Consider the following 18,548-nt stretch of genomic DNA (forward strand, 5'->3'; position numbering starts at 1 on the left):
GAACGTTGCGCGAACAAGGTATTCCGCTGCGGAATCCCGCTATCACTCGTGGATCCCGTTGACGCACGTCAGCGGAGTGCCGACGCTCTCCCCATGAACCCAGGGCCCGTAGGACCGAGGACATTCTCATGAAGACATTCGTGCATCGGGGACAGCTGACCAAGGTGGTCTTCGGCAGCGGTACGCGCGCCGTCGTTCCCGAGGAGGCCGACCTTCTCGGATGCCGCCGGGTGCTCGTCGTGTGCACACCCGGTCAGACGGACCAGGCGGCGGAGATGCGCGACCTGCTGGGCGCGGCGGCCGTGGGGACCTTCGCCGAGGCAGCCCCGCACACTCCCGTCGAGGTCACGCAACAGGCGGTCGCGTACGCCGGATCCGTGGAGGCGGACTCCGTGCTGGCCGTCGGCGGCGGATCGGCCATCGGCCTCGGCAAGGCGATCGCCGTACGGACCGGGCTTCCTCAACTCGCCCTGCCCACCACGTACGCCGGCTCCGAGATGACCCCCATCCTCGGCGAGACCGAGGGCAACAGGAAGACGACCCGGCGGCTGCCGGAGGCGCGGGTCAGGACGGTGGTCTACGACATCGACCTGACGCTCACCTTTCCGGCGGCGAGTTCGGTGGTCAGCGGCGTCAATGCGATGGCGCACGCCGTCGAGGCCCTCTACGCACGAGACCGTGACCCGGTCGCCTTCCTGATGGCCGGTGAGGCGCTCGACTCCCTCGTCCGGTCCCTTCCGGTCATCGCGCGGCGGCCGGACGACGCCGAGGCACGTGCCGACGCGCTGTACGGGGCATGGCTGGCGGGCACCTGCCTCGGCACGGTGGGCATGGCCCTGCACCACAAGGTCTGCCACGTGCTGGGCGGCACGTTCGGCCTCCCGCACGCCGAGACCCACACGGTCGTCCTGCCGCACGTGGTCGCCTACAACCGGCCGGCGGCGCCCGAGGCCATGGCACGCGTCGAGCGGGCGCTCCCGGCGGACGACGTCGCGAGCGGCCTCTTCGGCTTCGCGGGGGGACTCGGTGCCCCGACGGCACTCCGGGACCTCGGCATGCCCGAGCAGGGGATCGAGGAGGCGGCCGAGCTGATCGTGCGGGACGGCTACTGGAACCCCCGCCCGGTCGACCGGGCCGCCGTCCGCGACCTCCTGACCCGTGCCTGGGCCGGGGAGGCACCGAGAACACCACCGGGCGCCGGACGCCCGCGGACCGACTTCGTCATCGAACCCCCCATCACCACGGGAGCGCGCCATGCGTGATCTGACCGGCGACACCATCACCGAGGCCGTGACCGCCACCATGCGGGACACCAAGGACGCCCGACTCGCGGAGATCCTCACCTCACTGGTGCGCCACCTCCACGACTTCGTCCGTGACGTCGAACCGACCGAGGAGGAGTGGGCCCGGGGAGTGGACTTCCTGACCCGCACCGGGCAGAAGTGCACACCGACCCGCCAGGAGTTCATCCTGCTGTCCGACGTCCTGGGCATCACCATGCTGGTCGACGCCCTGAGCAACCGGCGCCCCGCCGAAGCCACGCAGAACAGCGTCCTCGGCCCCTTCTTCCGGGAGGACAGGCCGCGCCACGCCGACGACGCCGACATCTCCGCGGGCCTGCCCGGAACCCCGATGTTCTTCGAGGGACGGGTCGTCGACCGTGACGGAGCGCCGGTGAACGACGCCGCGGTGGACGTCTGGCACAGCGACGCCGAGGGTCACTACGACGTGGACGTGCCCGGTCAGGTGGACACGGCCATGCGCGCGCTGTTCCGGACCGACGAGCAGGGACACTTCGCCTTCCGTTCCATCCGCCCGGCCAGCTACCCGATACCCGGTGACGGCCCGGTCGGTGAACTCCTGAGCGCGACCGGCAGGTCCCCCATGCGTCCCGCCCATGTGCACCTGCTGATCGACGCGCCGGGATTCCAGCGCGTGACGAGCATGCTGTTCCCGTCGGACGACCCCTACCTGGACACCGATCCGGTGTTCGGCGTCAAGGAGTCACTGGTCGCGTCCTACGACTCGTACGCGGCCGACGCCGGGCCGTGCCGCGGGCTGACCGACGTGCCCTACACCCTGCTGCGGCACACCTTCGTCCTCGAACCCCGTCCCGCCCGCTGAGGACGAACCGGTTCGTGACGCGAACCGGTTCGTGGCGGCCCCGCCCGCCGGCCCGGACACCCGGTGGTCCGGCCGCGGCGACGAGCCGGCGGCCGCGGGAACCCCCGGCACTACGCCGGACCCCGACTCCCCGGTCAGCGAGGCGAACAGCGCCCACCCCGGCGTGCTCCCGGCCGGCCCACGCACGTCAGGGGAGGCCCGTCCCCACTCCTTCACCCCTTCCGCGCACGAACGGCCCGCCCGCCGACCCACCGGGTGAGGCGACGGATCCCTCCGGTGACCCGTGCCGCGGGCCGACGCTCTTCCCGACTTTCACGGAGGTTCTGCGATGTCCGAAACCCTTGACATGACAGTCGAATTCCGAGCCACGATGAGCCGGCTCGCCACCGGAGTCAGCGTGATCACCACCTGCTCCGGGAACACACCGATCGGGATGACGGCGAGTGCCGTGTCCGCCCTCTCCCTCGACCCGATCCAACTGCTCGTATGCATCGGCAACCACCTGTACACACGGACCGCGATCGCGGCGCACGGCCGCTTCGCCGTCAATGTGCTCGGTGAGGACAGCGAGCACCTGGCACGGAACTTCGCCGCGTCCAAGGCGGACAAGTTCGCGGGCGTCGAGACCGTCGACGACCACGGCGTACCCGTCCTGAAGGACGCCATCGCGGCGGTCGTGTGCGACGTCGCCGACGCGCTCCCCGGCGGCGACCACACCATCTTCGTCGGCGACGTCCGTCACTGGGCGCACCGGACGGACTGCCGGCCGCTGCTCCACTTCGCGGGCGGCTTCGGCACGCTCAGGTCTCCGCGGTAGCCCGGAGCGGCGGACCGGACGAGGGCGCCGTCCGTCCCGTGACCGGTCCGCCCCCACCCCCGACGGCCGGCTCCCGCGAGGAGCCGGGGCCGTCGGGGGCTCCGCCCGTCCCGACGACCCCACGGAAGGTGCCATGACCAGCTCCGTCGCGTCCTTCAAGCTGCGTCCTCCGGCCCAGCCCCCGCACCTCCTGTCCCGGCCGCGTCTCCTGCGCGCGCTCGACGCGGCGACCGAGCCCGTGGTGGTGCTCTGCGCTCCGGCCGGCGCAGGGAAGACGGTGCTCCTCGCCGAGTGGTCGCAGGGCCCGTCGGCCCGTGGGCAGTGCGCCTGGCTCAGCCTCGACACGTACGACAACTCCCCGGACCGGCTCTGGTCCTGCGTCCTGGGAGCGGTGCGGCGGGTACGGCCGGACCTGCCCGGTCGTCTGGACGGGCGCGGCTGGACGGTCGACACATGGCTCGAGGAGATCCTGCCGGACCTGGTGACCGGACTGGGCGGAGCGGGACCGCTCACGCTCATCCTCGACGGACTCGAATCCGTCACGGACGCCGACGCGGTGCGCAGCCTCTCGGACTTCCTGATCAGGCTGCCCCCGGGTCTCCGCGTCGTGCTGTCGACCCGGCACGTTCCCGGCAGCCCGCTGCCGACCCTGCGCGCACGCGGCCTGGTCGCCGAACTCACCCTGCACGACCTGGCGTTCACTCCGGGGGAGGCGGAGGCGGTACTGACGCGTCAGCTCGGTTCGCCTCCGACGCCCGACGTCTCGACCGAGCTGTACGAGGCCACCGAGGGATGGGCGGCGGGGCTGTGCGTCATGGGGCGCGCCGTCGCCCGCTCGGCGAACGGGGCCGACACGGAGGGGAGTTCGGCCCGCGGCCGACGGGCGGTCACCGAGTATCTCGCCACCGAGGTGCTGGACCGCCTCACCGCCGAACAGCGCCGGTTCCTGCTGCGCACGAGTGTGCTCGACCAGCTGAGCGCCGGGCCCTGCCAGGCCCTGGCCGGGGACCGGGCGGGCGTGGTGCTGCGCGAACTCGCGCGGACCGTGCAGCTGCTCGTGCCCGTCGCCGCCGATCCGTCGGCGTACCGGCACCACAGGGCACTGTCCGCGCTGCTGTCCGACGTGCTCGCGTCCGAGGGGTCCGGCACCGTCGTGTCCCTGCACCGTTCGGCGGCCCGGTGGTACTCCCGCCAGGGGCAGACGGCAGCGGCCGTACGGCACTGGATGCTCGGCGCCGACGAGTCCGCGGCCGTCCGGTCGGTCCTGGACGGCTGGGAGGGGGCGGTCTCGGCGGGGCGCGGTGCGCAGGTCTCCCGGTGGCTGGACCTCCTGCCGCCCCGAACGGTCACCGCCGACGCGCGACTGTGCGTCGTGGCCGCGATGGCGGCCCTTTCGGGAGGCGCCCCGGAGACGGCCCGCCGCTGGCTGGACGTGGCCCGGCTCCGGCAGACGGGAGGCGAGATCGTCGGCGAGGGCGGCACGGTGTCCGACGCCACGGCCGTCGCACAGGTCGTGGCCTGCTGTCTGACCGGGGAGATGCTGACCGCCGGCCGTCTCGGCGAAGCCGCCGTCGCGGGCACCCTGCCGCTGACCGCGTGGCGCGCCCTGGCCTGCACGGCCCGCGGCGCCGCGCTGTTGTGGAGCCGCCGGTACGCGGAGGCGGAGGCGCTGCTCGGTGAGGCCACCCGGGACGCGCACGCGGCCGGGCACGGCCTGGCGCTCGTCCGCGCCCTGGGACTGCGCGCGATGGGTGCGCTGCTGGCCGGACGGTACGAACTGACGCGCGTGCTCGGTGACGAGGCCCTCGACGCGGTGGCGGCCGCAGGACTCGACCGGCACTTCGTCTCCGTGCCCGCGTACCTCGGCCGGGCCGGCCTGCTGCTCGAAGAGGGCAGGACCGAAGAGGCCGAACAGGTCCTGGCGACCGCGGAAGCCGTGCTGGCGTCCTCACCCCGGACCGGCAGCGAACCCCACGTACGCGCCCTGTGCCACTTCACGCGGTCGCGGCTGGAGAGCGCCCGGGGCGACGGCGGAGCGGCGGAAGAGGCCCGCGAGGCGGCTGAACGGGAGGCGGCCCACTGCGAATCGCCCGGGATCCTCACGGACCTGCTCGGCCGGACCGGGGAGGACACCGCGGTGCCCCCCGGCGAACCCCGCCCGCAGGATCTGTCGGTGGGGGAGCGGCGGGTGCTCCGCGCCCTGTGCGGCCCGTTGACCCTGCGGGAGATCGCCTCGGAGCTCTATGTGTCCCACAACACCGTGAAGACCCAGGTACGGGCGATCTTCCGCAAGCTCGACGCGCACGACAGGGGCGGCGCGGTCGCCAGGGCCCGGGAGAGCGGTGTGCTCTGAACCGGGCCCTGGCGTCCTGCTAGGAGGCGTCCTGGCGTCGGGCGTAGGTCGCCTGGGCCTGGTACGCGGTCTCCCCTTCCTCGCTCACGCTCTCGATGCCGCAGACCTTGCGCGCCAGGTCCGCCATGCTGCCGGTCGGTGACATCTCGGCGCGCTTCATGGTGAGGCTGCGGATGGCCAGCAGGGGCGTGCCGTTGAAGTTCTCGAAGGTGCTGATGCGGCCGCCCCAGTCGGACAGGAACATGTCGCGGATCACCCGGCTGATCTTCAGCCGGTCGTAGGGCCTGCCGACCGGGCCCGTCTGCAACGCCTCCAGCCAAGGCCGCAGTTCGGGCTGCTGCCACTGGCCCTCGGACGGGTAGATGAGCGCGGAGCGGCCGGCCAGGTCGAGGAGTTCGTGGACCATGTCGGTGATCTGCTCGATGTAGTACGCCCGCCCGAAGTCGAACATCAGGACGTTGGGCTTGAAGATGCCGCCCGGCGTGAAGAACCCTTCGTCCTCGCACCCGACCGTGTGCGCCTTGAGCGTCTGGTGGAAGCCCGCGAAACGGGCGACCCGGGCCTGCACCGGCGGCAGCTGGTACGTGCCGATGTGCTCGGTGATCAGCAGGGCCAGGCCGAGCATCAGCTCCGCCTTCACCATGGCGCGCACCAGCGAGTGGTAGTGCAGCCAGTCGAAGACACGCTGCGGGTAGAGCGACGCGTGCTGGGGGTTACCGATGTGGAAGACGCGGTTCCAGGGGATGAACACGTCCTCGAACACGATGACACTGTCCAGCTCGTCACCCTGCGAGGCGAGCGGGTGCTCGATCTCGTCGCCGTCGGGGACGTTGCTCTCCCGGCAGATGATGGTGACTCCGGGGGTGTCGGGCTTCACCGCCCCGTAGATGATCTGTTCCGCGATGATCCCGGGGCGGTAGAAGACCCCGATGTGGATCCAGTCGCCGAAGGCCGCGCCGGTGCTGATCGCCTTCACGCCTCGCACGGTGATGCCCTCGTCCGAGGTGCCCACCACCCGCAGGGCCGGCGACTCGGCCTGCGCCGAATCGCGGGAGCGGTCCGCCTGCGGGTCGACGAAGGCCGGCGTCGCGTTGAGGTCACCGTCCCGCACCACGTCCCAGAAGTCGAGGATCCCCGCCGTGAGGTCCCTCCCGCCGGTCCCGACGGACTGGCTGCTCCACGGCTCCGGGTCGTCGATGTAGGTCAGCAGCACGTAGTTGTTGACATCCGGGGTGCGCGGGATCGCGCCCCCGCCGAGTTCCCGCTGCACCGTCTCCAGGTAGCGCCGCTTGCGCCGCAGGTCCTCCTTCGAGCGGTGCTGGAACCACGTCATGGACCGCCGGACGCCGTCCTCGTCCACGTACGTCATGACGTCCTGCAGGTCGGGGCGGTGGTGCAGGTCGTAGAAGGCCGCGAGACTCTGGGCGTACGCCCGGGTCTTGGGGTGCGTGGCCACGTTCTCGACGAGTTCGTCACCCACCCACACCTTGCGGCCGTCGTTCAGCGCTGCCAGGTATTCCTTGCCTGTTCGCACGTCGTGTTCCTCTCCAGGGGCAAGAGATCCGGATGGCAGGGAGCATGCGACGGGGCGGGGTGACTCGGCGGCGGGCCGCCGGGAATCACCCGGGTGAAAGGACCCGTCACCGGGAAACCGGCGTTGAGGGCGGACCCGGCCGTGAGCCATGCTTGCGGCATGAGCAGCCAAGACGCCGCCGGCGACCGCCCGGGCGGGCGTGGGGACCAGGGCGCGAGCGGTCCGCGCCTGCGGGGGCGGGACCGCGAGATCACGGCTGTCCGTGAGGCCCTGGAGACCGTGCGCGGCGGACGGGGCGCCTGCGTCGTCATGGAGGGCGCGCCCGGCGTCGGCAAGAGCCGGCTGCTCGCGGAACTCGACGGGACGGCGCGGCGGTCCGGGTTCGACGTGGTGTCCGTACGGGCCGACGAACTCGACCAGTATGCGGCGGGCGCCGGTCTGCAGTCCGCCCTGCAGTCCTCCGACGGTTCCCACCGGGCCGCCGCGGCCACCGACGACCAGCGGCTCTGGCTCCTGGACAGCATCACGGACGCGCTGGAGGACCGGGCTCAGCACGCCCCGGTGGCCGTCCTCGTGGACGACGCCCAATGGGCGGACCCGGCCACGCTTTTCGTGCTGCGCACCCTGCCCGGCCGCCTCGCCGCCTCACGGATCCTGTGGGTGCTGGCCGTACGGTCGGACACCGAGCGGCCGACCGTGGCCCGGGTCCGCGACGACCTCGAACGCCTAGGGGCCCGCTGGCTGACCCTGGGCCCCCTGCCGCAGCGGGCGCTGCGGGACATCGCGGCGGACGTCCTCGGGACACCGCCGTCGCCCGGCCTGGTCCGGCTGCTGCGCGCCGTCGCCGGCAACCCCTTCCTGGCCATCGAACTGGTGCGGGCGTTCGCCGACACGGACATCGCCAGGACGGAGGCGGGCGAGGCGAGCCTTCTGCACGACGGCATCCCCGTCAGTTTCCGGCGCAGCATCGCCGCCCGCCTCGACCGGCTCCCGGAAGACGCCGTGCGGCTGCTCCAGATCGGGTCCGTCCTCGGCCGCGAGTTCGACCTCGGCACGGCCGCCCGGATGCTCGGCAGACAGGTCGGCAGCCTGCTGTCGGGCGTCGAGGCCGCACTGAACTCCGGTCTGCTCTCCGCCGACGGCCCACGCGTCGCCTTCCGCCACGACCTCATCCGCCAGGCCGTCCACGAGAACCTGCCGACCGCCGTACGGATCGCCCTGCACCGGGAGGCCGCCGACAGCCTGCGCGGTGTCGGAGCACGGTCGGCCGAGGTGGCCTGGCACGTGGTCATGTCGGGCGGCCCCGCCGACGACGAGGCCGTGACCACGTTGACCACCGCCGTACGGGAACTGTCGTCGTCGGCTCCCGACGCCGCGGCCGACCTGGCCCAGCGGGTCGCCGGACTGCTGCCCCGCCACGACCCGCGCCGCATCACCCTGCTGACCGATGCCGCCGAGTATCTCGGCCGGACCCGCCGCGTCCACGAGGCGCTCGACCTGGTCGACGCCACACTCCCCGAGGGCCTCGAACCCCTGCAGGAGGCGTACCTGCGCCTCGTGGCCGCCGAGATCCACCAGGCCGCCGGCGACGACGCGGCCGCGATGACCCACCTGCGGCAGGCACTGGACCTTCCCGCGCTCCCGTCCGACCTGCGCGTCCGGCTCCTCAAGACCAAGGCGACGGGCCATGTGTACCTCGGCGACGTCACCGCCGCCGAACAGACCGGTCCCTGGCTGGTCGAGGCCTCGTACCACAGCCATGACCCGGCCGTCGTCGTCAGCGCCATGGTATTCCAGTCGCAGACGTCCTTCTACCGAGGCCGCCTGCCCCGCGCCCTCGAACTCGCCGAGGAGGCCACCCGCCGCGCGGCCACCCGGTCCGCCGCGCTCTACCTCCGGCCTCCGCGGATCCCGGCACTGTGGCTGGCCACCGTACTGACCGCCACCGACCGGCTCGCGGACACCGAACGGATCCTGCGGGAGGGGCAGCGCGAGGCGGAGGCGATGGGCCTCGGCTGGTCACTGCCCCACTGGCACGCCGTCCGTGCCTGCGCACTCCTGGAGCAGGGCGCGCTGGACGACGCGGCCGTGGAGGCCGAGGCCAGCCTGATGGTCGCGGGCGAGCTCGAGATCACGCTGCCGAACCCGCAGGCCCGCTCCGTGCTGGCCCTGGTGGAGATCGGACGCGGTGACCTCACCAGGGCCGCGGATCACCTCCGCGCCGCCGGAGCCGGATGCGGCGCGAACACGACGCAGAGGTACGGGCCCTGGGTGTCCCTCGCGCGCGCCCGGCTGGCGGACGCGGAGGGCCGGGACGCCGACGCGGCGGCGGCACTCGCGGTGAGTTTCCCGAGCCATGAGCCGGCGCGGCTGCTCGCGGTCCCCCCGTCCCACTGGCCCGCGATCGTGCGGATAGCCCTCCGTGACGAGGACCCCTCGCTCGCCCGGGCCGTGTCCGTCGCGCTGCGCAGCCTGACCGCGCAGGACGAGAGCCGGCGGATCGTCGGTGCGGTCCGCGCGCACGTGGACGGCCTGCTCCGGCGCGACCCCACCGCACTGGCGTCCGCCGTCACCGCCTACCGGAGCACCGGCAGACCGCCCGCCCTGGCCGCGGCCTGCGAGGACCTCGGCGAACTCCTGGCGGCATCGGCCGACCGGACGGCGGGGATCCCGTACTTCGAGGAAGCCGCCCGGCTGGCGACGGCCTCGGGAGCCGCCCGCGACCAGGAACGGATCAGGCGACGCCTGCGCCGACTCGGCGTGCGGACCGCCCCGGCCACCCGCCACCACCCGTCCGGTCCGCAGGGCCTGGACGGTCTCACCGAATCCGAGCGGAAACTGATCCCGCTCGTCGTCGAGGGGCTCACCAACCGGGCCATCGCCGACCAGCTCTACGTGTCCGTGCACACCGTCAACACGCACATGAAGCACATCTTCACCAAACTGGGCATCAACTCCCGGGTCGAGCTGACCCGACTGGCGATCGAGCGGGCCGTCGGCACCGACGGGGCCGACTGAACGGTGCGGCGACCCGGCCCAACGGTGCGACGGCCGGGGGACGGAACGGCGAGGATCCCTTGAATGGGTGACGCCCGACCCCGGCACCACCCGTGATGCTGGCAGCGACGGCGCGGCTCCCGGAGCGGCACCGTCACCCCCACGCGGCGCCGGCCGATCCGGCGCTGCCCCGGTGTCGTTCGGGGCCCTTCGGCGGGGTCCGTGGAGACGGCCACGACCGCCGTGCTCCCGCCGGGCGGGGGCGGCCGGTTCCTCCGCCGCGCCGTCCGGCACCACCGGGAAACACAGACATCCCACCGTAAGAGGTTCACATGTCCCTCGCGCTCGAACCAGCCGCCCAGGACCTCCTGTTCCGGGAGGCACGCACCGCCAACACCTTCACCGACGAGCCGGTGACGGACGATCAGATCGAGGCCATTCACGACCTGGTCAAGTACGGCCCCACGTCGATGAACCAGCAGCCGCTGCGGATCGTGCTGGTCCGTTCCGCCGAGGCGCGCGACCGCCTGGGCACGCATCTGTCCGAGGGCAACCGGAAGAAGACCCTGGCCGCCCCGCTCGTCGCGATCCTCGCCGCCGACCTGGAGTTCCACGAGGAACTGCCCAGCCAGTTCCCGCACTTCCCGGAGGCAAGGAACCTCTTCGCCGATCGTGCGGTCCGCGAGAGGTCCGCACGCCTCAACGCACTGCTGCAGGTCGGCTACTTCATCATCGGGGTCCGCGCCGCCGGTCTGGCCGCCGGTCCGATGACCGGTTTCGACGCCGAGGGCGTCGACAAGGAGTTCTTCGGTGACGGCGAGCACTCCGTCCTCGCCGTCGTGAACATCGGCCGGCCCGGCGAGAACGCCTGGTTCCCGCGCTCCCCGCGTCTGACGTACGAACAGGTGGTCACCACGGTCTGACGAGGGGGGCTTCGTCGCGACCGCCCCCGATGCGTGGGGGAACGGCCGTGCGCCGGCCGGCCACGCACGGTCGACCCGGCCGGCCGGGTACGTTCGGCCCTGGGCGCCCCGGACGCCCCGGACACGGAGAGGTCCCGCGGAGACGGAAGGCGTCTCCGCGGGGGCGCAGGAAGGACGCGGGGACGCCGGATGCGGACGCCGGTTCCCGGCCCCGGACGCCCTCCGCGACGGTCAGTTCACGGACGCCTCGACGATCGAGAAGGCGGTCGGCGTGGGGACCACACGGTCGAGGGTGAACCCGGCCTTCTCCAGCAGCGCGCGGAACTCCGGCTCGGTCCGCTCCCTGCCCGGCAGCATGCCCAGCATGGTCAGGTCCACCATCTTCGTCAGGTGAGGTGTGTCGCCGGGCGGGACCACACCCTCCAGCACGAGCAGCCGGGCCCCGGGACGCGCGGCCTCGCGGATCGACTCCAGCACGCGGACGCCGGACTCGTCGTCCCAGTCGTGCAGGACGAAGCTGAGCACGTAGACGTCGGCCGCCGGAACCGACGCGAAGAAGTCACCCGCCGTGAAGGTGATCCGGTCGCCCAGCCCCAGTTCGGTCAGCCGCGCGGTGGCCGCGGGCTCGACCTCCGGGAGATCGAGCACCACGCCGACCCGCTCCGGCCGGTCACCGATCAGCCGGCCCAGCACCGAACCGTCCGCGCCGCCGATGTCCGCCACGACCCGGCCCGGCGGCAGCTCGTACCCGTCGAACATCCCCGCCCGCAGTGCACCGGTCACGTTCGCCATCGCGCGGGTCATGAGTTCCGACCGCGCGGGATCCTCGGACAGCCACGCGAACATCGGCTTGCCGAAGTACCGGTCCGCTCCCGGCACGCCCGTGCGCACCGTCTCCAACAGCTCGCCGAACGGCCCGTAATGCGTCTCCATCCACAGCTCGGCCACGGCGGCCAGCGAGGCCGGATGAGCGCGGGACAACAGCGCGCCGAGGGGCGTGGCCGTCACCAGATCGCCCTCCGTGCGGAACACCCCGACCATGGTCAGCGTGCGGACCAGGCGGCCGAGCGGGCCCGCCAGCGCGCCGCTGCGCTCCGCCAGTTCGGCGACGGTCCGGGGGCCGTCGTCCAGCATCGTGCAGATGTCCAGTTTCGCGACGACGTAGAGGGCCTGTGAGACCTGGAAGCCCCCGAGCAGCTGGGACATCACGACGGCGGGCGGCGGGACGGGAGCGGACATGGAGGGAGGGTCCTTTCGGAGGGGAACGGGCGCGCACCAGTCTCGACGACGCCGGTTCCCCTGCCGGTGAGGCTCGAAGGACGTCCGCTGCCCCGCCGACCGCGGCCGGCGGCATCCGCCCCGCGCACCGGCTCCGGGCCGGTCCCCGTTCCGGACCGACGCGGCCGGTGCCCGCACGGCGCGACGACTCCCGGAGGGACCCGTGGAGACACGGAACCGGAGGAGGTGTCACGTAGGATCCCGCCATGTCACTGCGGCCGGTTCAGGTGAACATCAAGGCGCTCGACACCGCGGCGGTCGGCCGGTTCTGGGCCGAGGCGCTCGGCTGGAGCGTCTTCAGCCCCGGCGAGACCGTCTACGTCGCACCGCCCGGCCCCTTCACCTGGCCCGACCCGGTCTTCGTCGGCGTCGATGTCGTCGCCGTCCCGGACGCCAGGACGGCGACGAAGAACCGGGTGCACCTCGACCTCGCCACCACCTCCCCGGCCCATCAGGCGGAGTTGGTCGCGCGACTCCGGGCTCTCGGTGCGACACCCGCGGACGTGGGCCAGGGTGACGTCCCCTGGACGGTGCTGGCCGACCCGGAGGGCAACGAGTTCTGCGTGCTGGAGCCCCGGGAGATCTACCGGGACACCGGACCGATCGCCGCGGTGGTGGTCGACTGCGCCGACCCTCGGGCCATGGCCCGGTTCTGGAGCGAGGCGATCGACTGGACCCCGCACGAAGTGACCGACGAGCACGCGGCGTTGCGCTCCGCCCGGGGCGTCGGCCCGTACCTCGAACTCCTCCGCACGCCCGGTGTGAAGACGGTGCCGGACCGTGTCCATCTCGACCTGCTGCCGTATCCCGGTGACGACACGGCGGCGGAGGTGGCCCGGCTGCGGGAGCTCGGCGCCGCCGGCCTCGACGTCGGACAGGGCGACGTCCCGTGGACGTGCCTGAGCGACCCGGAGGGCCACGAGTTCTGCGTGCTGGCCCCGTTCTGACCCACGTCGTCGCCTCGCTGACGAGAGGACATCCGGGTACGCCGCCCGGGAGCCTGGCGGTCGATGGCGCCCGCCGCGTCGCCGGGGCGAGCGCGGATCCGGCCGGTGGTCAGGCGCCGAGGGAGGCGGCGTCCCCCATCACGATCACCGGGTGCCGGGCAGGTTCGAGGACCCGCAGCAGTTCCTTCATGTGGTCCGTTCCGAGACCGACGCATCCGTGCGTGGGACCGCCGTGGTCGACGTGCAGCCATATGCCACCGCCTCTGCTCGCGCCCATGGGACGGCCCCGGTCCAGCGGTGAGGTGCCCGGCCGGTGGTTGTAGTCGATCGCGATGACGTAGTCGAACGATCCGGCGAGCGGCTCACCCTCGAATCCCGTGCCGTGCGCGGTGAAGCCTCCGGAGCGGTCGTAGGGCAACCCGCTCCCCGGGTCCGCGAGCCGGCCGCCCGCGGCGGTCAGCGTGAAGACACCGACGGGAGAACGGAGATCGCCGGCACGGTGGTCACGCGTCCAGCCCCGGAAGGCGTTGTGGGCCCGCCAGACCGCGCCGGGGCGCCACCCCGCGCCGGTGCGTCGGTACAACACCACGGTGGACCTGGGGGAGTTCGCGTTCTCCCCTGTGACCAGCACCACCTGACGCGTCCGGTCGGGTATCCGGGCCAGCATGCGCGGCCCCACCCCGGGGAGCTTCCCCGGGGCCGGGGCGGGGTGCGCCGACGGGCGGGTGGTGGCGGACGTGGACGGCATGCCGGCACCTGCCCTCCGCCCGGTGTGCGCACCGTCCTCGCGCACGGACATCCGCTCACCGTGGCCGGTCCCGGACCCGGCACCCGCGCACCCGCTCAGCAGGGCGGAGAGGACGACGGTCGCGGCCACCGCCCGGCGTGGGCCGAGGGAGCCCCCGGGGCCGCCGTCGAGCCGCGCCGCCGGGCGCTCGTCCGCCGGGACCGGACGGTGCTGTTCTGTAGTCATGATTCCCAACGTGGTTGCTGTCCGGCGGACCTCGGTGAGAGACCCGCGCCTGTCGCGTACGGCTGCCCCCGGAGCCGGTCTCCGACGAAAGCACCGCGGCGGCGGCCCCCCGACTCGGCGGCGGGCGTCCTTCAGCCCCGTGACGCGGTGCTCACCCCGGCTCATCCGGGCCGCCGCCCGGTGGTCCGGCGCCGCGTCCGCGTCGGGGCCCGCCGCGCGGACCCGGGCCGAGGGTGCGATCAGCACCTGCCGCTCACTGAGCACCGTCCCGGTGGACGGATCCACGACGAGCCGCTGCCGCGTGCTCCCGAGCGGGGTTCGGTCCGTCCCTGGGAACATCACACCGACGCCTTCCCGCCCCGGCGGATCGGACACCTGTCCCAGCACTTCGACTCCGGGCAGGTCCGGCATGACGCCGTAGGTGGCCCCCCGGACGCCGTGGCTTCCTCTCGCTGCTTCCGTCCCTGCGTGTCCGCCACCCGCGCGGGTGCACCGCGGGAATCCGAAGGAATCCGTCCCGGAATCCGGCAGCTCGGAAAACGGTACGCGGTGCTGGACGAAGGCGGCGAAGCCGCCGCGAGAGCCGGTGCCGCGGCACCGATGAGTCCGAAGGGGCCCGCCGGTCTATCCGTCGAACGGGACACCCCACTCATCGGGAGCAAGGCATGGGCCTCATCCACATCGAACTGTTCGCGACCCTCGACCTCGTCGGGCAGGCGCCCGGAGGCCCCGACGAGGACCCTGAAGGGTTCCCGTTCGGCGGCTGGCAGGCACCCCTAATGGACGAGGTGACCGGGGCGCAGATCGGCGCCGCGTACGAGGGCACGGACGCCCTCCTGCTCGGCCGGCGCACGTACGACATCTTCGCCTCCTACTGGCCCCACCAGAAGGGCGGCGAGGACAACGAGATCGCCACGCTCTTCAACGGCGTCCCGAAGTACGTGGCGTCCCGGGGCAGGCCCGACCTCTCGTGGGCCGGGTCCACGAGCATCGGGCCGGACCTGGCCGCGGCGGTGCGCCAGATCCGTGACCGGCACGAGCACGTGAGGGTCGTCGGGAGCCTGAACCTGGTGCAGACCCTGCTGCGCGAGAAACTCTTCGACCGTCTTGACCTCTGGGTGCACCCGGTCATGCTCGGCGTCGGCAAGAAGGTGTTCGACGGCGGCGTGGTGCCCGCGAACGTCACCCTCCTCGAACCGCCTGTGGCCGGTCCCCGGGGCACCGTGTACCTGCGTTACGGCCTCGCCGACGGTACGCCCCGGACGGGGGACATGAGCGCACCCGATCGTGGAGTCGGCCGCGGCGACTGAACCGGCACATCGGGGGCGGGCGGGGCCCTCACGCCCCGGACGCGAGACACGGCCTCACGGTCGGCGCCTGGGATGGAGTGGCGTGGACGGGGGACGGCGCGCCGCCCCGCGCGCCCGTCCGCGGCGGAACAGCCCTCAGTGGTCCTGGGGCCGGACGCGGGCGCCGTAGCGGAGTCCGTCGAGGAGCAGGGCGATCATGCGGTCGTCGCGCGCGCGGTCCGCGTCGGCCGGTGAGCACAGCCGTGCCACGGCGCTCAGCAGCTCCGTGGCCTCGACGTCACCGCGGATGTCGCCGGCGGCGGCCGCGGTGACGAGCAGGGACGTGAGGGCGGGCTCGAAGCGCTGCTGGAAGTAGGCGGGAAGCGGCTCGTAGGCGGGGTTGCCGGAGTGCAGTGCCGTGGCCAGTCCCCGCTTGGTCCCGATGAACTCGGTGAAGCGGCGCAGCCAGCGCGCGAGGGCGTCGAAGGGTTCGTGCGCGGCGGCCATGGCGACGGCGGCGTCCGCGCAGGCGTCCACCTCGTGCCGGAAGACCGCGCTGACCAGGTCGGAGCGGTCGGGGAAGTGCCGGTAGAAGGTGGCGAGGCCCACCCCGGCCTTCTTGGTGATCTCGCGGACGGGGGCGTCCACGCCCTGGGTGGCGAAGACGTCGCGGGCCGCTTCGACCAGGGCGTCGATGCTGCGCCGCGCGTCGGCTCGTACACGCCGTGACGGTTCGGGTGCTGCCGTGCCCACCGAGCCTCCGTTGCTAAGTGAGAAGGTGTTCCGTATTCTCTAAGTGAGAAGTCGTTCCGCTTACTCCATGTTACGGCACTTCGAGGAGAGTCATGCGCTGTCGCACGCTGGGCCGGACAGGCATCCAGGTGAGCCCCTACTGCCTGGGAGCGATGATGTTCGGCGCCATCGGCAACCCGGACCACGACGACGCGGTCCGCATCATCCACCGGGCGCTGGACGCGGGCATCAACTTCATCGACACGGCCGACGTCTACTCCCGCGGTGAGTCCGAGGAGATCGTCGGCAAGGCGCTGAAGGGGCGCCGCGACCACGTGGTCCTCGCCACCAAGGTCAACGGCGCGATGGGGGACGACCCGAACCAGCGTGGCACCTCCCGGCGCTGGATCATCGCGGAGGTCGAGAACTCGCTCCGCCGCCTGCGCACCGACCACATCGACCTCTACCAGGTCCACCGACCGGACCCGACCGTCGACATCGAGGAGACCCTGTCCGCGCTGACCGACCTGGTCCGCAGCGGCAAGGTGCGTCACATCGGCTCGTCCACGTTCCCCGCCTCGGACATCGTCGAGGCGCAGTGGGCCGCCGACCGCCGGGGCCTGGAGCGCTTCCGCACCGAGCAGCCGGCGTACTCGATCCTCGACCGCGGCATCGAGCGCGAGGTCCTGCCGGTCACCCAGCGCTACGGCATGGGGACCCTGGTCTGGAGCCCGCTGGCCCAGGGCATGCTCACCGGGCGCTTCCGCAAGGGGCGTCAGGCGGACACGCACCGTGCCGCGCTGCCCTTCAAGCACTACCGCGACGAACGCCGTCTCGACGCCGTCGAGCGGCTCGTCCCGCTCGCCGACGAAGCCGGGATCAAACTGACCCATCTCGCGATGGCCTTCGCGGTGGCCCACCCCGGCGTCACGTCGGCCATCATCGGCCCCCGCACCATGGAGCAGCTCGAGGACCTGCTCGCCGGAGCCGGCATCGCCCTCGACGACGAGATCCTCGACAGGATCGACGAGATCGTCGCCCCCGGCACCGACGTCGGCCGCCTCGACATGGCCTATACGCCGCCCGCACTCCAGCGGACCACTCTGCGCAGGCGCCCGACCGGAGAGCGTACGGCGGCCGACGGGGAGCCTGGAGCGGCGGCCGGCTGACAGCGGGGGAACGGCGCGCGGACGGAGCGCGGACGGAGCGCGGACGGAAGCGTGGCGTGGGTGAGCGCGGAGATTCCGGGTCGGCCGTGATCGCCCCACCGGGTCCGGGAACGCTTGCCGGAGGCCCGGGGCGGCGAGGCAACCGGCGGACCCTCCCGGTCAGGGTATTAGCATCGGTCCCATGAAGATCGCGGTGCTGGACGACTACCAGAATGTCGCACTCGACCGTGCCGACTGGAGCGGTCTGAACGCCGAGGTGACGGTGTTCACCGACCACATCCCGGACGTCGACGAACTGGCCCGCGCACTCGCCGGCTTCGAGGTGGTCGTCGCGATGCGCGAGCGCACCCGGTTCAGCGCCGACGTCCTGGCCCGGCTGCCCGATCTGAGACTGCTGGTCACCACCGGCCCACGCAACGCCGCGATCGACGTGGCGGCCGCCACCCGGCAGGGAGTCGTGGTCTGCGGGACCGGGTATTACCCCGAGCCCACGGTCGAGCTCACCTGGGCCCTGATCCTCGCCGCCGCGCGCAATCTGCCGACCGAGGAGCGAGCCGTACGGGACGGGGGCTGGCAGCGCACGGTCGGCACAGAGCTGCGCGGAAAGACCCTCGGCCTCCTCGGACTGGGAAACCTGGGCAGCCGGGTGGCGCGGATCGGCCAGGCCTTCGGCATGGACACCATCGCCTGGAGCGAGAACCTGACCCCCGGACGCGCGGCCGAGCACGGAGTCAGGGCGGTCACCAAGGACGAACTCTTCGCCGCCGCCGACGTGTTGTCGGTGCACCTGGTGCTCAGTTCCCGCACCCGAGGGCTGGTCGGCGGCGCCGAACTCGCCGCGATGAAGCCGTCGTCGATCCTGGTGAACACCTCACGCGGCCCGATCGTCGACCAGGACGCGCTGCTGGACGCCTTGCGTCGCGAGACGATCCGGTGCGCCGCACTCGACGTCTACGACACCGAGCCACTGCCCGCCGACCACCCGCTCCGCGCGCTGCCGAACACCGTGCTCACCCCGCACATCGGTTACGTGACCAGCGAACTCTACGAGGTCTTCTACCGCGACGCCGTGGAGGACATCGCCGCGTTCCGCGCGGGCCAGCCGGTCCGCGTCATCGACTGAGCCCAGCCCTACGGGTGCCCCCCGGTGCCCGGTCGAGGCCGGGGAACCCCGATAGGCGGGGGCACTCGCGGATGCCGGGGAACCCTGGAAGAGCCGCGTCCACCGCTCCCCGGCGCCTCTGACGGAGCCCGCCAGTCGTGGTGCCTGCTGTCTCGTGCGCGCCCACCCATACCCATGGCCGAGGACGGTGCTTTCACCCTGATCTGACCGGGACCGGACCGTCGCCCACGCTATCGGGCCGAAGTCGCACATCGGCCTTGTGCCAGAGGCCCGTTGACGAACGGGGCGC

At 72.6% G+C, this 18,548-nt stretch carries 14 protein-coding genes; 10 read left to right on the forward strand and 4 right to left on the reverse strand.

Features of this window, described 5'->3' with window-relative positions; translation table 11 throughout:
• Positions 1-128 precede the first annotated feature (128 nt).
• The 4 genes from OG776_RS38690 to OG776_RS38705 all read left to right on the forward strand — a co-directional run bounded on the left by OG776_RS38690 (position 129) and on the right by OG776_RS38705 (position 5,294).
• On the forward strand, positions 129-1,262 hold the full coding sequence (locus tag OG776_RS38690; RefSeq protein ID WP_148011222.1) for a maleylacetate reductase: 1,134 nt from the start codon (positions 129-131) through the stop codon (positions 1,260-1,262).
• Positions 1,255-2,124: a dioxygenase family protein gene (locus OG776_RS38695; RefSeq protein WP_148011221.1), complete on the forward strand. Its 870-nt coding sequence runs from the start codon at positions 1,255-1,257 to the stop codon at positions 2,122-2,124. The genes OG776_RS38690 and OG776_RS38695 overlap by 8 nt, the downstream gene beginning before the upstream one ends.
• Before the next feature lie 346 nt (positions 2,125-2,470).
• The gene (locus OG776_RS38700; protein ID WP_148011220.1) at positions 2,471-2,941 is read left to right on the forward strand and encodes a flavin reductase family protein; all 471 of its coding nucleotides are present in this window, start codon (positions 2,471-2,473) and stop codon (positions 2,939-2,941) included.
• A gap of 133 nt (positions 2,942-3,074) precedes the next feature.
• On the forward strand, positions 3,075-5,294 hold the full coding sequence (locus OG776_RS38705) for a helix-turn-helix transcriptional regulator (RefSeq protein ID WP_148011219.1): 2,220 nt from the start codon (positions 3,075-3,077) through the stop codon (positions 5,292-5,294).
• Positions 5,295-5,313: 19 nt separating this feature from the next.
• Here the strand turns inward: OG776_RS38705 and OG776_RS38710 are convergent, their stop codons facing one another.
• The gene (locus tag OG776_RS38710; protein ID WP_261994701.1) at positions 5,314-6,828 is read right to left on the reverse strand and encodes a 4-hydroxyphenylacetate 3-hydroxylase family protein; all 1,515 of its coding nucleotides are present in this window, start codon (positions 6,826-6,828) and stop codon (positions 5,314-5,316) included.
• A gap of 159 nt (positions 6,829-6,987) precedes the next feature.
• Here OG776_RS38710 and OG776_RS38715 point away from each other — a divergent pair, with 159 nt between their 5' ends.
• Both OG776_RS38715 and OG776_RS38720 read left to right on the forward strand, forming a co-directional pair.
• On the forward strand, positions 6,988-9,846 hold the full coding sequence (locus OG776_RS38715; protein WP_329323413.1) for a helix-turn-helix transcriptional regulator: 2,859 nt from the start codon (positions 6,988-6,990) through the stop codon (positions 9,844-9,846).
• A 311-nt stretch (positions 9,847-10,157) separates the two neighbouring features.
• Positions 10,158-10,748, forward strand: coding sequence for a malonic semialdehyde reductase (locus OG776_RS38720; protein WP_148011216.1), 591 nt, complete (start codon positions 10,158-10,160; stop codon positions 10,746-10,748).
• A gap of 231 nt (positions 10,749-10,979) precedes the next feature.
• Here the strand turns inward: OG776_RS38720 and OG776_RS38725 are convergent, their stop codons facing one another.
• Entirely contained in the window at positions 10,980-11,987 is a 1,008-nt protein-coding gene (locus OG776_RS38725; protein WP_148011215.1) for a methyltransferase, read from the reverse strand.
• 245 nt (positions 11,988-12,232) lie between these two features.
• On the opposite strand from OG776_RS38725, the gene OG776_RS38730 reads away from it, so the two are divergent.
• Positions 12,233-12,973, forward strand: coding sequence for a VOC family protein (locus OG776_RS38730; RefSeq protein ID WP_329323414.1), 741 nt, complete (start codon positions 12,233-12,235; stop codon positions 12,971-12,973).
• 109 nt (positions 12,974-13,082) lie between these two features.
• Here the strand turns inward: OG776_RS38730 and OG776_RS38735 are convergent, their stop codons facing one another.
• Entirely contained in the window at positions 13,083-13,946 is an 864-nt protein-coding gene (locus tag OG776_RS38735) for a L,D-transpeptidase family protein (protein WP_148011213.1), read from the reverse strand.
• Between the two features lie 665 nt (positions 13,947-14,611).
• On the opposite strand from OG776_RS38735, the gene OG776_RS38740 reads away from it, so the two are divergent.
• Positions 14,612-15,256 (forward strand): dihydrofolate reductase family protein, encoded by a 645-nt coding sequence (locus tag OG776_RS38740; RefSeq protein WP_148011212.1) that lies wholly within the window; start codon positions 14,612-14,614, stop codon positions 15,254-15,256.
• A 135-nt stretch (positions 15,257-15,391) separates the two neighbouring features.
• Here the strand turns inward: OG776_RS38740 and OG776_RS38745 are convergent, their stop codons facing one another.
• Positions 15,392-15,988: a TetR/AcrR family transcriptional regulator gene (locus OG776_RS38745; RefSeq protein ID WP_329323415.1), complete on the reverse strand. Its 597-nt coding sequence runs from the start codon at positions 15,986-15,988 to the stop codon at positions 15,392-15,394.
• A gap of 92 nt (positions 15,989-16,080) precedes the next feature.
• On the opposite strand from OG776_RS38745, the gene OG776_RS38750 reads away from it, so the two are divergent.
• Together OG776_RS38750 and OG776_RS38755 are read left to right on the forward strand one after the other, a co-directional pair.
• Entirely contained in the window at positions 16,081-17,136 is a 1,056-nt protein-coding gene (locus tag OG776_RS38750; protein WP_148011210.1) for an aldo/keto reductase, read from the forward strand.
• A gap of 181 nt (positions 17,137-17,317) precedes the next feature.
• Positions 17,318-18,259, forward strand: a complete 942-nt coding sequence (locus OG776_RS38755; protein WP_148011209.1) for a D-2-hydroxyacid dehydrogenase family protein — start codon at positions 17,318-17,320, stop codon at positions 18,257-18,259.
• Positions 18,260-18,548 lie beyond the last annotated feature (289 nt).

It is taken from the genome of Streptomyces sp. NBC_01689 (genome assembly GCF_036250675.1).
In the GTDB taxonomy this organism is placed as follows: Bacteria; Actinomycetota; Actinomycetes; order Streptomycetales; family Streptomycetaceae; genus Streptomyces.